The organism is Rhodococcus tukisamuensis NBRC 100609 (assembly GCF_001894985.1).
Lineage (GTDB): Bacteria > Actinomycetota > Actinomycetes > Mycobacteriales > Mycobacteriaceae > Rhodococcus_G > Rhodococcus_G tukisamuensis.
The window spans coordinates 283,634-298,714 of record NZ_BCXG01000002.1; the positions used below are offsets into that span (position 1 = coordinate 283,634).

16 protein-coding genes and 1 tRNA gene are annotated in these 15,081 nt (G+C 69.5%); 9 read left to right on the forward strand and 8 right to left on the reverse strand.

The features are described from left to right. Positions 1–4: 4 nt before the first annotated feature. The 5 genes from RT2_RS03390 to RT2_RS03405 form a co-directional block, all read right to left on the reverse strand. Positions 5–604 (reverse strand): hypothetical protein, encoded by a 600-nt coding sequence (locus tag RT2_RS03390; protein ID WP_371851134.1) that lies wholly within the window; start codon positions 602–604, stop codon positions 5–7. Between the two features lie 234 nt (positions 605–838). After that, positions 839–2,119, reverse strand: a complete 1,281-nt coding sequence (locus RT2_RS03395; RefSeq protein ID WP_072843105.1) for a metal-dependent hydrolase family protein — start codon at positions 2,117–2,119, stop codon at positions 839–841. 719 nt (positions 2,120–2,838) lie between these two features. Continuing rightward, positions 2,839–3,261: a tail fiber domain-containing protein gene (locus tag RT2_RS03400; protein WP_245709116.1), complete on the reverse strand. Its 423-nt coding sequence runs from the start codon at positions 3,259–3,261 to the stop codon at positions 2,839–2,841. Between the two features lie 8 nt (positions 3,262–3,269). Continuing rightward, positions 3,270–3,431 carry a hypothetical protein gene (locus RT2_RS25730; RefSeq protein ID WP_169888124.1) on the reverse strand — a complete coding sequence of 54 codons (162 nt, stop codon included), beginning with the start codon at positions 3,429–3,431 and terminating at the stop codon, positions 3,270–3,272. Between the two features lie 495 nt (positions 3,432–3,926). Next, a tRNA-Thr gene (locus RT2_RS03405) sits at positions 3,927–4,001 on the reverse strand. 157 nt (positions 4,002–4,158) lie between these two features. Here RT2_RS03405 and RT2_RS03410 point away from each other — a divergent pair. Genes RT2_RS03410 through RT2_RS03445 form a run of 8 tightly spaced genes read left to right on the forward strand, consistent with a single transcriptional unit; the run spans position 4,159 to position 11,991 of the window. After that, positions 4,159–4,986, forward strand: a complete 828-nt coding sequence (locus RT2_RS03410) for an FAD binding domain-containing protein (RefSeq protein WP_072843106.1) — start codon at positions 4,159–4,161, stop codon at positions 4,984–4,986. Continuing rightward, positions 4,983–7,709: a molybdopterin-dependent oxidoreductase gene (locus tag RT2_RS03415; protein ID WP_072843107.1), complete on the forward strand. Its 2,727-nt coding sequence runs from the start codon at positions 4,983–4,985 to the stop codon at positions 7,707–7,709. Before RT2_RS03410 ends, RT2_RS03415 begins: the two co-directional genes overlap by 4 nt. 8 nt (positions 7,710–7,717) lie before the next feature. Next, on the forward strand, positions 7,718–8,689 hold the full coding sequence (locus tag RT2_RS03420) for an antibiotic biosynthesis monooxygenase (protein WP_072843237.1): 972 nt from the start codon (positions 7,718–7,720) through the stop codon (positions 8,687–8,689). Next, positions 8,686–9,798 (forward strand): XdhC family protein, encoded by a 1,113-nt coding sequence (locus RT2_RS03425; protein ID WP_072843108.1) that lies wholly within the window; start codon positions 8,686–8,688, stop codon positions 9,796–9,798. The genes RT2_RS03420 and RT2_RS03425 overlap by 4 nt, the downstream gene beginning before the upstream one ends. Then, entirely contained in the window at positions 9,795–10,346 is a 552-nt protein-coding gene (locus RT2_RS03430; protein ID WP_072843109.1) for a nucleotidyltransferase family protein, read from the forward strand. The genes RT2_RS03425 and RT2_RS03430 overlap by 4 nt, the downstream gene beginning before the upstream one ends. Positions 10,347–10,376: 30 nt before the next feature. After that, entirely contained in the window at positions 10,377–10,976 is a 600-nt protein-coding gene (locus tag RT2_RS03435; protein WP_072843110.1) for a PepSY domain-containing protein, read from the forward strand. A gap of 35 nt (positions 10,977–11,011) precedes the next feature. After that, positions 11,012–11,419 carry a nuclear transport factor 2 family protein gene (locus tag RT2_RS03440; RefSeq protein WP_072843111.1) on the forward strand — a complete coding sequence of 136 codons (408 nt, stop codon included), beginning with the start codon at positions 11,012–11,014 and terminating at the stop codon, positions 11,417–11,419. A gap of 41 nt (positions 11,420–11,460) precedes the next feature. Next, positions 11,461–11,991, forward strand: coding sequence for a hypothetical protein (locus RT2_RS03445; protein ID WP_072843112.1), 531 nt, complete (start codon positions 11,461–11,463; stop codon positions 11,989–11,991). Here the strand turns inward: RT2_RS03445 and RT2_RS03450 are convergent. From RT2_RS03450 to RT2_RS03460, 3 genes are read right to left on the reverse strand one after another with little or no spacing between them, the layout of a single operon-like run. Beyond that, positions 11,988–12,929 (reverse strand): alpha/beta fold hydrolase, encoded by a 942-nt coding sequence (locus RT2_RS03450; protein ID WP_072843238.1) that lies wholly within the window; start codon positions 12,927–12,929, stop codon positions 11,988–11,990. The genes RT2_RS03445 and RT2_RS03450 overlap by 4 nt on opposite strands. Positions 12,930–12,933: 4 nt before the next feature. Next, a complete protein-coding gene (locus tag RT2_RS03455; protein WP_245709115.1) occupies positions 12,934–13,575 on the reverse strand; it encodes a YdeI/OmpD-associated family protein in 642 nt (213 codons plus the stop codon). A gap of 1 nt (position 13,576) precedes the next feature. After that, positions 13,577–13,990: a VOC family protein gene (locus tag RT2_RS03460; RefSeq protein ID WP_072843113.1), complete on the reverse strand. Its 414-nt coding sequence runs from the start codon at positions 13,988–13,990 to the stop codon at positions 13,577–13,579. A gap of 94 nt (positions 13,991–14,084) precedes the next feature. Here RT2_RS03460 and RT2_RS03465 point away from each other — a divergent pair, with 94 nt between their 5' ends. Next, the gene (locus tag RT2_RS03465; protein WP_072843114.1) at positions 14,085–15,035 is read left to right on the forward strand and encodes a helix-turn-helix transcriptional regulator; all 951 of its coding nucleotides are present in this window, start codon (positions 14,085–14,087) and stop codon (positions 15,033–15,035) included. The last annotated feature ends 46 nt before the right edge of the window (positions 15,036–15,081 follow it).

The following is a 15,081-nucleotide window of genomic DNA, read 5'->3' on the forward strand; positions in this document are numbered from 1 at the left end:
GACGTCACCGCCCCTCGGTCATGATGCCGACGTCGCCCGCCCCGAGCACTCCGTGCAGGTCGACCACCGCCCGCACGCCCGTGTCCGACGGTAGCGGGTTGACGTCGGCCGTGATCACCGACTGCCGCTCCCCCAGTGCGACAAGGCGTTTGAGCAGAGTGAGCCGTTCGTCGTCATCGGCGACCTTGTCCAGCCGCCCGACGACGAGTAGCGGCGGGCGACGGGTGTTGGCCACCGCGATCCGGAGCAGCAGTTGCTGGAGTTCCGGTAGATCGTCGACGAATGCGTTGAGAGCGGGGAGCGGAACGTCGCCGAAGACCTCTCCGCACATGCGTTCCACGCCATCGTCACGCACTCTGGACACCATTTTGTACCAGGGTGATTCCCACCGTAGTTGTTCGGTGACGAGATCACGGACAGTCACGGACGGACTGACGTCGTCGAGTTCGTTCAGGCACGCGATAGCCGAGTGCGCGAACACCTTGGTGGGCCGGTCCGTGTGGCCGAGGACGGTCAACGACCCGCCGGACAGGCGCATCCTGCCGCACAGGGTCATGAGGAGCGCGGTTCGTGCTGCACCGGCCTGAGCGGCGATCACCGTCACCCCGCCCTCGTCGATGTCCAGGTCGAGGGGGCCGAACACGTGCCCCCACGGACCGTCGAGCTCGATCGCCCTCGCCGATACGAGCGATCCGGGTATCGGCTCCCAGAACTTCTCCGGTTCCGCCGTGATGATTTCGACCAACTCACACCTCTCATCTGACGCCGTGCGACGAGGCGGCGGCGCGCGTTCGACAGTGCTGTTCGTGTTCGATCTCGATGACTCGGCAGAGCCTGGTCAGAGGGTGTTCTTGACGACCTCGCCGTTCTTCACGACGACCGACAGGTTCTTTCCCGGGTCCGCCAGCAGGTTCAGGTCCTCGAGCGGGTTGCCGTCGACGAGCAGCACGTCCGCCCACGCCCCCTTCGCGATGACGCCGAACTGCGCGTCGCGGTAGGGGTCGCGCTCCCCGGACAGCCGGAACAACTCCGCATTCCCCCCGGTCAGCATCCGTAGCGCGTCGAGATTGCTGTAGTGATCACCGAGCCGCGCCGCCATCTCGCTCTGCCGAGGCGCCAGCTGCGGTTCGAGAAGCAGATCGGTGCCCCACGCAACCTTCACCCCGTGCTTCTTCGCCCACTCGTAGACATTGTCGGTCCCGGTGCAGATCTCGCGGTCCTTGCCGGCGCGGTCGGCGTCGGGATAGTGATGGTCGCCGAGCGCGAACGGCTGCATGGACAGCCACACCTCCCGCTCGGCAAGCATGGCGATGGTCGGCTGGTCGGCCAGGTGTCCGTGCTCGATGGACTTGACGCCGGCCTCGACTGCACGGTGGATGCCGGTGACGTTGTAGACGTGCGTGGCGACGTAGGTGCCGTAGTCCGTGGCCGCGTCCACCGCGGCGCGCAACTCCGCGTCCGTGAACTGCACCGTGTACAGCGGGTCGTACATCGACGCGGCGCCGCCGCCGACCATCACCTTGATCTGCGAGGCGCCCTTCTTCAGCTGTTCCCGGACCGAGGCCAGCACCTGTGCTTCGCCGTTCGCGACCCGCATGAATCCGATCTGCTCGGCCCGTGATTCCTCACCGCCCAGCGTCGTCGGGGTCTCGTAGACGAATCCGAAATCGCCGTGTCCACTCGTCTGCGAGATGGCGGCCTGGGACGGGTAGATCCGGGGTCCGGGAAAGAGCCCTCGATCGATGGCGGACTTGATGCCGCTCGTGTCGCCGGCCATGTCGCGAACCGCGGTGAAACCGCGCAGCAGCATGTTCTTGGCCTCGGCAAGACCATTGATCGCAATGTGAGTCGCCGAGCCCGCGACCATGTCGACAACGGAATTCGCGTTGCCCACGAGGTGGACATGCGCATCACTCATACCCGGCATGAGCACCCGGCCGCCGCCGTCGATCACCTGTGTCTCCCGACCAGGTTCGTCGCCTACCGGGGACGGCGAGACTCCCACCACCCGGTCCCCGTCGATGAGAAGGTCCCCTGCAACGAGCTTCTCGGAGACACCGTCGAACACCCGAACATCACGAAAAACAATGCGCTGCTTTGCTTTCGAAGAAGTCGTCATACCAGCGAATGGTAAGCAACGATCAAAGAACCTTCTCAGCGATGGCCCGCGCCCCAGCAAACGTTAGCTATTCGAGATAAACTACAAGGAGGTTGCGGAATTTGCGCAAAGCAATCGTTGCGGAAGGAGATTGATTGCGATAAACGCAATCAATCGAGTGAATTCGCAGCTAGTGTCGGGACGTGTCGGAGTCGGGCAATCCGGCGACGAGGCCGGCTTCCAACAGGTGACCAGTTCGGTGCGCATGTGGTCGTCGACGGTCCAGTCGAGCCTTCTTCGAGCGCTCGCCCTTGATCACCGGTCGCTCGCGGGCCCCAAGTGATCCGCGGCGAACCGTAGCCCCCTCCAGAGTCGCGGTGACGCGCGACGATCTCGACGGTCAGATCCGCGTGACGTTGACCTGATTCGCTCAATCCGGTTGCTGCAGAGCGCTTCACATGTCCCGCTAGTCTTGGTATCCACCATCCTGGGGGAACCTCGGTAACTGTTGTCGGCGATCCGGCGGGCGATACCCCTGATGCCGCGACTCAGCCCAGCGCGTCGCGCGCCACCACCACTCCAGGCCACGGACCGGCGCCCGGCGGGCACCTCGAGCACGGCATCGATCGGCCCGTCGGGCGCGTCGACCGTCGCCTCAGGCATCACAGGCCTCGGATCTCGCTCCTTCGTCGAAAGACGTTGTCCGACAAAGACTAGCTCCCAAATTCGCTTTCCGCGCATCAACCTTCCCGGTCGGCTGGCGCCGGCATCGCTGCACGCAACTCGGCGAGTTCGGCCTCGACCGCGACGAGCCGCCGGTGCAGCGCCTGGATGCTGGCCATGCAGACGCCGTTCGCATCGACCACCGCGATGGTGCGGTCGCTCGACCCCAGCCCGAACGTGCCGGCGAAGTCCTGCGCCATCGGGCCCAGGTGCCGTACCGAGTCGTGGTCGAAGCGGTAGGTCCACACGCTGACGGGCAGGGTCGCCAACCGCTCGAGGACCTCGTTTGCGCCGACGGGGACGGGCCGGGCACCCGTGACCCCGCGCCTGTGGGTCAGGTGCGAGTGCAGCCAGGCCAGCGGGTGCCGCGCGAGGGCGGCACCCGAATCTCGGTCGGCGTCCTCACCACGATCGGGGAGGATCGCCGCATCGGTCACCACGTACCCGGTCAGGGTTCGAGCGGGCGAATGTGATGCTTGGCCTTCACGTCACTGAGCAGGATTCCGACGCCGGCACCGAGCAGTCCGATTCCAACACCAACCGCCGCGCCGGCAAGCCCGAGTCCGATGCCGACCGCGGCTCCGCCGAGTCCGATCACGAGTCCCAGCATGATTCCTCCAGAGATACCGTCGGGACAGATGCGGAACGACCTCGACGGGTTGCTCCGCAAGAGTGGAGCACTGTCCACGCTCGTCCTCCCGCCTGCCGAATGCAACAGACCGGGGCCGGGAAATGCCCGACGGCCGATTCTCGGCAAATGTGCAGACTCGGAGAGTGTCGACCACCGACCGGCGACGGCGCCCACCGAACCCGCCGCCCGGGTACCCCCGGATAGTTGGACGTCCGTATAGTGGCTGGTCAAAGCGATTTACGCTATCGTCACCGACTGCACCGCCCGCCTCCTGCACGGGCGGCGCAGCCCCGGCCGGTCCAGCCCTCTCTGCGGCCCGCCGGGGCCTCAGACTAACTCCGCCGCCCCGCCGGTGCGAGGCCAAGAATCGACCGCCCGGCGTCCCGCTCCCGGCCGCGTTCGACCGCCGCGTGGCCACCGGAAACGACGAAAACGGGCGCCCCAGCATTTCTACTGGCAGACGCCCGTTTCCGGTGGAGCCTCCTGTCGGGATTGAACCGACGACCTTTCGCTTACAAGGCGAGTGCTCTACCACTGAGCTAAGGAGGCGGACAAAGCGCGCCCATCATATCTGCCCGCCCCCACGGCGGGTTAACCGACGGCCATAGGCGCCGATCCGCCCGGGCGTCGTCGCCTCAATCAGCGACGCGGGACGGACAGGCTCGGATACCGTTACACGACGCATGCCCTCGACGGGAGCGCTCCGATGGACCTGAACAGCATCACCGAAGTCGTCCGGCGACCGTTCGATCGCCCCGGCTCGCAGTGGCGGGGCGGGGACACCTGGCTGGCCGGCGGGACATGGCTGTTCTCCGTCCCGCAGCCCGACTGCCGCCGGCTCGTCGATCTCACCACCCTCGGCTGGGACGCCCTGACTATCACCGACGCCGGCCTCGAGATCGGTGCGACATGCACCATCCGCGAGCTGTATGCGTTTGCCCCGCAATGTGACTGGCCCACGGCCCCGCTGCTCGCCACGAGCTGCGAGGCGTTCCTGTCCTCGTTCAAGGTCTGGAACGCGGCGACGGTGGGCGGCAACATCTGTCTGTCGCTGCCCGCCGGCCCGATGATCACGTTGACGGTGGCACTCGAGGCCACGTACACGCTGTGGGCGGCCGACGGCACCGAGCGCACCGTCGACGCGGCCGACTTCGTCACCGGCGACCACCGGAACGTCCTCGAGCCCGGCGAGATCCTGCGGCGCATCGACATTCCGGCGGCGACCCTGCGGACACGGCACGCGCATCGCCGCTTCACCCTGACCCGGCTGGGCCGTTCGACGGTGTTCCTCGTCGGCACCCGGGCGACCGGCGCTGACGACCTGCGGCTCACCGTCACCGCCGGCACCACCCGGCCGCTGCGGCTGGCGTTCGAGGCGATGCCCGACGCCGCGGAGCTGCGGCGGCGCATCGACGCGGTGCCCGACGACGTGTGGTTCGACGACCCGAACGGCTCCCCCGACCACCGCCACCACCTGACCACGCACTTCGCCGAGCAGATCCGGGTGGAGCTCGCCGCGGGAGACCGGCCGTGACGTACACGGTGAACGACCGGACCTTCGACGAGCAGCCCGAGCCTGGGCAGTGCCTGCGCACCTTCCTGCGCGCGCTCGGCCACTACGGCGTAAAGAAGGGTTGCGACGCAGGCGATTGCGGGGCCTGCACGGTGTGGCTCGACGGCGATCCGGTGCACAGCTGCATCACCCCCGCGTTCCGCGCGGACGGCCGCGCGGTGACAACGATCGAGGGCCTGGGCACTCCCGAGAATCTGCATCCGATGCAACGGCAGTTCCGCGACGCCCCGGGCTTCCAGTGCGGCTTCTGCACCGCCGGCATGATCATGACCTGCGCGAGCCTCACCGACGCGCAGAAGGCGGACCTGCCGCGCGCACTCAAGGGCAACCTCTGCCGCTGCACCGGCTACCGGTCGATCGAGGACGCCGTGCACGGGGTCGCCGCGATCGAGGTCGCGGAGCCCGGCCGCGCCGTCGGCACCAGCGTCGGCGCCCCGGCCGCCACCGACGTGGTGACCGGCCGCGCCGAGTTCACCATGGACACCGAGGTCGAGGGCCTGCTGCACCTGAAGGTGCTGCACTCGCCGCACGCGCACGCCCGGATCGTCTCGATCGACAAGTCCGCGGCGCTCGCGGTGCCCGGCGTGCACCGCGTCTACACCTGGGAGGACGTACCGCGGAAGCGCTTCACCACCGCGATCCACACCGACCACCTCGTCGACCCGGACGACACCTACATCCTCGACCACACCGTGCGCTTCGTCGGGCAGCGGGTGGCCGCGGTGCTGGCCGACACCGTCGCGGCCGCGGAGGAGGGCTGCCGCCGGGTGGTCGTCGAGTACGACGTGCTGCCCGCGGTGTTCGACCCCGAGCAGGCGATGGCCGACGGCGCGCCCACGCTGCACGGCTCGCACGACCCGTTCGTCCGCGATCCCGTGCACAACGTCCTGCTCGAACTCCACGGGCACATCGGCGACGTCGAGGCCGGGTTCGCCGAGGCCGACGTGATCCACGAGGGCACCTACTTCTCCCCGCGCGTGCAGCACGCGCACCTGGAGACGCACGGGTCCATCGCATGGATGGAACACGGCCGCCTGCACGTGCGGACCAGCTCCCAGTCGCCGTCGATCGCGAAGGTCAAGCTGGCCCACCTGTTCGCCCTGCGCCCCGACCAGCTGCGGGTGTTCTGCCAGCGGGTGGGCGGCGGGTTCGGCGGCAAGCAGGAGGTGATCTCCGAGGACCTGGTGGCCCTCGCCGCGCTGGACACCGGACGCCCGGTCTGCCTCGAGTTCACCCGGGAGGAGGAGTTCACGACGGCCTCGCCACGGCACCCGATGACGCTGACCGTCCGGCTCGGCGCGAAGGCCGACGGCACCCTCACGGCGCTGCAGGTCCGCAACGTCTCCAACACCGGCGCCTACGGCAACCACGGCGGCGAGACGCTGTTCGCGGGCGGGGCGGCGGTCTCCATCTACCGCTGCCCCAACAAGAAGTACGACGCGTACTCCGTCTACACGAACACCGTGCCCAGCGGCGCGCTGCGCGGGTACGGCATGACCCAGCCCGCGTTCGCGGTGGAGTCCGCGATGCACGAGCTGGCCGTCGCGCTCGGCATGGACCCGCTCGAGCTGCGCCGCCGCAACATCGTGCGCCCCGGCGATTCGCTCGTCGCGTTCGAGGACGAGCCCGACGACGTCGTGTTCGCGGAGGACGGGCTAGGCAAGTGCATCGATCTCGTCGACGAGGCGCTACGGGCCGGCGGCCTTGAACCACCGGGCGGCGACGACTGGCTCGTCGGGACCGGGGCCGCGAGCTCGCTGCACGAGACCGCTCCCCCGACCGAGCACATCTCCGAGGCCTGGGCCACCCTCGACGACGACGGCGTCTACGAGCTCGCCGTCGGCACCGTCGAGTTCGGCGAGGGCACCTCCACCGCACACGTGCAGATCGCGGCGAACCAACTCGGGACCACTCCGTCGCGGGTGCGTCTGGTCCAGTCCGACACCGACCGAACGGGTTTCGACACCGGCGCCTTCGCCAGCGCGGGCCTGTTCGTGTCCGGCAACGCCGTGCTGCGGGCGTCGGACGCCCTGCGCGAGAAGATCCTCGCGTTCGCGGCCGCGCGGGCCGGCGTCGACGTCGCCGCCTGCGCGATGGACGACGACGGCGTCGTCTGCGGCGGCACCCGCCTGTCGCTGGCCGAACTGGTGGATGCGGGCCGCAGGCGCGGCATCCGGTTCACCGCGGCGCGCAAGGCGTACGGGTCGCCGCGCAGCGTAGTGTCCAACACGCACGGATTCCGCATCGCCGTGCACCGGGTTACGGGCGAGATCCGGATCCTGCGCAGCGTCCACGCCACCGACGCCGGGGTCGTGATCAACCCGGCGCAGGTGCGGGGCCAGGTCGAGGGCGGCGTCGCGCAGGGCATCGGGTTCGCGCTGACGGAGAACTTCCACGTCGACGGCGGCGGCAACATGGTCAACCCGAACCTGCGCAACTACCGCATCCCCACCTACGCCGACGTGCCCCGCACCGAGGTGCTGCTGGTCGAGTCGGCGGACTCCGTCGGGCCGATGCGCGCAAAGGGCATGGCTGAGTGCTGCATCAACCCGGTCGCGCCGGCGCTCGCGAACGCCCTCGAGAACGCGACCGGGGTGCGCTACCGGGCGCTGCCGCTCACCCCCGAACGCATCTACGGCCGACTGGCCGGGGCGCCGGCCCACCACCCGCCGGCGCAACCGTAGGAGTGTCGATGACGGCCGAGGAACGCGTCCGCGACACCGCAACGGTGATCATCGGGCAGCGGGTGCGCCCCGGCTTCGAGTCGGAGTTCAAGGCCTGGCAGGAGGAGATCAACGTCGCCGCGTCGCACTACGCCGGCTTCCTCGGTGCCCAGATCGCCGCGCCCACCACCGTGCAACCCGACTGGGTGGTGGTCTACCGCTTCGACTCCGTCGCCAACGTGCAGGCCTGGATCAACAGTGCCACCCGCCAGGCCTGGCTCGACCGGGGGCAGCAGTACCTCGACGGCCCCGCGACGCAGCAGGTGATCACCGGCGGATCCCGGCCGACGGATCAACTGGTGACGGTCGTCGTGACCCACCGCGTGGCGCCCGACAACATCGACGCCTTCCTCGACTGGCAGAACCGGATGCGGCTGGCGGAGTGCAAGTTCGAGGGCTTTCGCGGCAGCGAACTGTTCCGCCCCATCGAGGGGATCCAGGACGAGTGGACCGCGCTCTACCGCTACGACAACGCGTCGAACCTCTTCACGTGGCTCACCTCCGACAAGCGGCGCCAGCTCCTGGCCGAGGGCGAGCGGTTCCACGAGTTCTCCTCCCGCACCGTCGACAACTCCTTCGGCAGCTGGTTCGCGTTCGACGAGAAGGGAAACGAGGCACCGCCGCCGTCGGACACCAAGACGTCCGTCGCCGTCTGGGTGGGCCTCTACCCCACCGTCGTGCTGCTCACCCTCGCGCTGTCGCCGCTGAAGATGCCGCTCTGGCTCGGGCTGCTCGTCGGAAACCTGTTGTCCAGCTTCGCCATGACCTTCGTGACGATGCCGTACTACGTGAACCGACTGCTGAGGCGCTGGCTGCGGCCGCCCCCGGACGTGCCGGAGGCGAGGACGAACCTCCACGGGATCGCGATCGTCGCGGCGGCCACCACGTTCTGGGTGGTCGTGTTCTACCTGGTGACCAGGCAGTTCTGGACGCTGCCGTGACGACGCGCGAGGTCCTGCAGCAGGTCGCCGCCTGGCAGGCAGCCGAAACCGACTGCGCCCTCGCGACAATCGTCTGCGCGGAGGGGTCGACCCCCCGCCCGGTCGGCACCGTCATGGCGGTCTCGCGGGGCGGCGTGGTGGCCGGGAGCATCTCCGTCGGCTGCGTCGAGAGCGACCTGTTCCACACCGCCATCGAGGTGACGGACACCGGACGGCCCGTCGTCCGCCGGTACGCCGTCGGCGACGACGAGTTCGGCGGGGCGGACCTGATGTGCGGCGGATCGATGGCGGTGCTGGTGCAACCGGCCGGGCCCGGTGCCCTCCCGGGTCTCGCGCTGGCGGCCGACGCGGTCGCGGCAGGGCGCCCCGTCGTATTCGGGACGGTCGTCTCCCGCGGCCCCCGCCTGGGCGGGACGGTGGTCGTCACCGCCGACTCCTACGCCGGGTCCTGCGGCGATCCGCTCCTGGACGCCGCGGTGGTGGTCCGGGCCAGGACCCATCTCGACGCCGGCACCCCCACCACCGTGCGCCTGGGCGAGAACGGCGAGTGCACGGAAAACGGCCTGGCCGTGCTGATCTCGTCGGTCACCCCGCCGCCGCGGATGCTGGTCTTCGGCGCCATGGACTTCGCACACGCGCTCACCCGGGCCGCGAAGACACTCGGGTACTCGGTGACCCTGTGCGACGCCCGCCCGGTGTTCGCGACCAGGCAGCGGTTCCCGGACGCCGACGAGGTGGTGGTCATGTGGCCACACCAGTACCTCGGGCAGGCGACGATCGACCCCTCGACGGCGATCTGCGTCCTCACCCACGACCCGAGGTTCGACGTGCCGGTTCTCACGATCGCGCTGCGGTCCGGTGCCGGCTACGTGGGCGCGATGGGCAGTCGCCGCAGCCATCTCGACCGGGTGGACCGACTCCGCGCGGCCGGTGTCACCGACGCCGAACTTGCCCGCCTGGCCGCACCGATCGGCCTCGACCTGGGCGCCCAGACCCCGGAGGAGACCGCCGTCTCCATCCTCGCCGAGATCATCGCACTGCGCCGGGGCGGCTCCGGGCGCCGGCTCGGCGGGCTGACCGGCCCGATCCACGGCCGAGGCGCACCGTGAGCGAGGTGCTGGGCCTGCTCCTCGCCGCGGGCGCGGGCAGGCGGTACGGGTCACCCAAAGTTCTTGCACACCAGGGACTCTGGCTTCAGCTTGCCGTCGACGCGCTTCGCGGCGGCGGCTGCGGACGGGTCCTGGTGGTGCTCGGCGCCGCCGATGTGCCGCTGCCCGAGGGCGCCGAGGCCGTGTACGCGGTGCGCTGGGCCGACGGGGTGGGCGAGTCGCTGCGGGCCGGACTGGCCGCCGCCGCCGGGGTTCCCGACGCGCGGTACCTGGCCATGCACCTGGTCGACCTGCCCGACGTAGGCGGTCGCGTCGTGGCACGGGTGATCGGGGCCGCGGCTCGGGCGCCGAGCGGGCTCGCCCGAGCATTCTTCGGCGACCGCCCCGGCCATCCCGTCGTCGCGGCCCGGCCGCACTGGGGGCCGTTGCGCGACAGCGCCGCCGGCGACGAGGGTGGCCGGGAGTACCTCGGACGCCAGGGCGAGCTGCTCGTCCGGGTGCAGTGCGAGGACCTCGCGTCAGGGACGGACCAGGACGTTCGACGTTAGCCGAGTAACCGACCGAACAGAGGAGCCCTGATGACCACGAGAACTGTGCAGTACGCGCGCCTGATCCCCATTGCCGCGGCCTCGGCACTGCTGCTGGCGGGATGCAGCTCGAATGACAACGAGGCTCCCCCGGCCTCGACAAGCACCGCCATGGCGTCAATGTCCATGCCCCCGGGCGCCGGCACCGGCACCGGCACGGCGGCGGCGCCCACGGTCACCAAGGAACAGGCCGAACAGACCGCGGTCGCCACCGTGCCCGGTGGCACGCTCGTCTCGTCCCAACTCGAGCAGGACGACGGCAGGACGGTGTGGCACGTCCACGTCCTCAACGCCCAGGGCTGGGACTACGACGTGGACGTGGACGCCGCCAGCGGCGCCGTGGTACCGGACGACGACGACCGGAACGACGAGGGCTCGTCGCCTCCGGCCACGCCGAACGCCGGGGTGACGGTCACCAAGGAGCAGGCCGAACAGACCGCCGTCGCCACCGTCCCCGGCGGCACCGTCGCCCAGTCGAATCTCGAACAGGAGGATGGAAAGACCGTGTGGCACGTGCACATTCGCAACGCCCAGGGCTGGGACTACGACGTGGACGTCGACGCCACCAGCGGCGCCGTGGTACCCGACTGAGCCGCGTGGCTCGACCCAGCGGAACGGAGCACTCCATGGATCACGACCTGATCGACGGCGCCAGGGCGGACCTGGTCACCGTCTGCGACAACTGGTACGCGGCGATCGTCTCCAACGATGCCGACCGGATTACCGCCTTCATGGCGGACGACTGGGTGATCGTCTCCGAGTCGGGGATCTCACCGAAGTCGCAATTCCTGGACTACGTCAGATCGGGCGAGCTGACCCATTCCGCCATGGACCGGGCCGGTGGGGCGAGGATCCGGATCTACGGCGGAGCCGCGGTGTTCACGGCGAGGGTGACCAACACCGCGCACTACGGCGGCCAACGGTTCGACGCCGACGAATGGACGTCGGACGTGTTCGTCCGACGCGACGGCCGCTGGCTGTGCATGCTGACCCACATCACGACGGCTCGGGTGCCGACGGAGGGTGAGCAGTGACAAGACCCATGCGACCCCGACATCTCCCGGAGGCTAACGCCATGTGCCGCACAGTAATTCGTCGATCGTTCGTCGCCCGGGTCGCGGCATCCGTGGCGGCTCTCGCCCTCCCGCTCTGCGCGTCCGCCGCGGCGACGGCGAACCCACCGCGGCCGCCGACGACGGCGTTCCAGGTCCCGGTGCGGTTCCTCGCGGGATGCGTGGGCAGCATGTTCCCGTGCTGGACCCTGCCGACACAGACGACTGTGACGCCGACGGCAACGCCGGGTGTACCCGGCGAGGTGATCTTCGCGGCGCAGCGGGCAGCGCCCTGGGCCTACTGCTCCGACATGACGGTGAACTGGCGAAACCTCACCACCGGCGCCGCCGGCACCACCACGCTCCGGATCGTGGCGCGGGACTACACCCGGAATCCCGGACCTGAGGACTGGTGCCGATACGCCCCCGCGACGGCGGTGACCGGCGGCGGCACGGTCGCCGCGACCGCCGCCGTCGACACGGTCGTTCCCTACGGCATGTGGGGGTACAAGATTCAGGTCAACCCGGGGCTCGGCACCCTTCAGGTCCCCTAGCGGCTCGGGGCCTGCTCGACCACGTCGCGAATCGCGTCGATCACCAGTTGTGGTGACTCGTTGTGGATGTTGTGGCCGCTGTGGGTGTTCGTGACGTGGCGCGCACCGGGAAACACGGCAGCAAGGCGGTCCTGCGACGCGAGTTGCGCCCGCCAGAACACCTCCGGGTAGTCGGCCGGCGCATCCTCTGGAAGCCGGGTGCGGAAGGCCTCGGCGTCGAACGTGTCACCGCTGAGCACCACGACCGGCATTGCCGGCACCGGAGCGGCAGCGCGGAGCTGGTCGAATGTGGTGACGGGGTCGAACTGTTCGACGTCCTTCCACTGGGCGGTCCGCGATTCGTTGTCTCGCGCACTCAGCTGGAGGAACACCGCGAACTCGTCGGGAGTCAGCTCGCTCTGGAGGAACTCCGAGGTGCCGTCGACGAGGACAAGACCCGACACGTCGTGGGGGTAGGTGCTCGCATAGATCCTGGCGATCGGTCCCCCGAACGACCACCCGGCGAGGACGTACGGACCGGACACCTCGGCGGCCGCCAGCAGCGCATGCAGGTCGGCCGCATCGCCCTCCGGAGTGGTCGGCTGCGGCACCGGCGTGGAGGGCGTGAACTCGTCATTCGCGCGCGCGGTTCCGGGGCGGTCGTACGAGCAGACCCGGGTGAAGGTGCCAACCTCGGGATAGACGGCGGAATCGCTCGGCGCGGCGGCACCGGACGAATCGGTCACCTCGTGCCAGGTGTCGGCCGCAGCGACGGCGCCGGGCACGAGCACCACCGTCGGAGATCCGGTGCCCCGGCACTCCATGTACATCTGCCGGCCGCCGCCGATGTCGAATGTCCGGGCAAGGTCCGGCTGCGGCTCGCTGCCGGTCGTCTCGGTCGAACTGCTGCACCCGGCGAGCAGCATCGTGGCAGCGAGGAGAGCACCGACGAAGCGCATCACATCAGCGTGTCACACCGTCGCGAACCGCGGAACGGTGTGCGGCGAACGCCCCTGGGTGATTGGCCCGGAGATTCATCTCTGCGAGGGCGACCGTCCGATCGATCCGGCGCTGCCGGGTCTCCGGCTTCTTGGCCGCGGCAATCCATTCCAGAATCAACCGTTTCGACGACGGCGGGAACTTCTCGAAATTTGTGCGGGCGGGCTCGTTTCGGTGCAGCGGATCCCGCAGGTCGTCGGGCAGGGAGGCGACAGCATCGTCGGGCACGACCTGCCAGGTCCCCTTCTCCTTGGCGAGGTCGACCAGGGCCTGGCCACGCCCGGTCATCAGGTCCAGCTCGATCATCTTCGCCGCGCGCTCCCGATTGACCCGGCTCCACGTGCTGCGCGGGGTTCGCGGAGTGAACCGGAGTTGGGAGCTGTCCGCGTCCCGCTTGCGGTGCAGCCCGTCGATCCAGCCGTAGCAGAGGGCGTGCTCGATCGCTTCGTGGTAGCGCAGGCTCGAGGTGGCGCTGTCCTTGTGATGGATGATCAGCCAGATCTCCTTCTCGGACTGGCCGTTTCGCTCCAGCCAATCGCGCCAGGCGGCGGCGCTGCTCGCAACGAAGGTGCTCACGCCGGTTGCGCTCATGTCGGTTGCACTCATCTCACGCCTCCTTCGAGCCGAGGATGTCGAGGTAGTGCTGGTTGTACATCACGCCGAGGATGTTGCCGAACGGGTCGACGACCGACGCGGTGACGAACCCAGGCCCGCGTTCGACGGGCTTGTCGTGGACGGTGGCGCCGAGCGACAGCAGCCGCTCGAAGCTCGCGTCGACGTCGTCCACGTGCCAGTAGGTCACCTGGCCGGCGGCCTGCTCCGAGCGGGCATGCGGCGCGAACCGGGCGTCGACGATGCCGAGCTCGTGCTGGTAGTCGCCGATCCGGAACTCGACGTACGCGGTGTGCCCGTCGATCTCGCGGGCGAAGTACGGCTCGATGCCGAGCACCTCGGTGTACCAGTCCTTGGCGGCCGCGACGTCGTCGGCGAAGAAGCTGACGGTGGTGAGTCCTCGCAACATCGGTGGTTCCTTTCCTCGTTCGATTGGTGACAGGAACCATCTTTCCGACCAAAGTGCGCACCAATTGAGCACTTTTACGGGGAAACTGAAAAACATGCGCGCAGACCGACTCGTCGCCACCCTCCTGCTGATGCAGTCCCGCGGCCGGGTGACGGCCGCCGAGCTCGCCGACGAGCTCGAGGTGTCCGTGGCCACCGCGCGCCGCGACCTGGAGGCGCTGTCCACCGCCGGCATCCCGGTGTACCCGCAGCCCGGTCGCGGTGGCGGCTGGGCGCTCGTCGGCGGCGCCCGCACGGACCTGTCCGGCCTGTCGTCCAACGAGGCGCAGGCCCTGTTCCTGCTCGTCGGCCCCGCCGCGGCGGTGTCGGGCGAGGCCAAGGCAGCACTGCGCAAGCTCGTACGTGCTCTGCCCCAGACGTTTCGGGCCGAGGCCGAGGCCGCCGCAGGCGCCACCATGATCGACCCGACCCGATGGGGCGAGCGGGATCGCCGTCGACCCGAGATGGTGGACCAACTGCAGTCCGCCGTGGTCCGCAGGCGCAGGGTCCGCCTGGTCTACGTCAGCGGCGCCCGGGAACGCAGCGAACGGCTCGTCGAGCCATGGGGTCTGGTCGACAAGGACGACACCTGGTACCTGATCGCCGGGACCGACAACGGTCGGCGCACCTTCCGGGTGGACCGGATCGCCGAGGCCGAGACCACCGATCAGCCCGCCGACCGGCCCGACGACTTCGAGCTGGCCACGGCATGGGAGGAGGTCACCGGGACGATGGAGGAACGACGCTCGGCCACCTGGGCGACGGTGCTGACAGAACCTCGTTTCGTGCCGATCCTGCACGACCACTTCGGCCGCCACTGCCACGGCGACGGCGAGTCCCCCGACGGCCGTGCCCGGGTGCGCCTCGCCGCGCCCACCGCCCTGGACATCGCCCGCAACCTCGCCGGCTGGGGCGGGGCGGTCGAGGTGCTCGAACCGCAGGCCGTGCGCGCCGAGCTGGCGCGGATCGGGGCGGAACTCTCTGGTCGCTATGTCGGCGGACAGTGACGGGCCGTCGGCGAATGCCGTAACCCCGAGGATCGCCGCGAGGTCC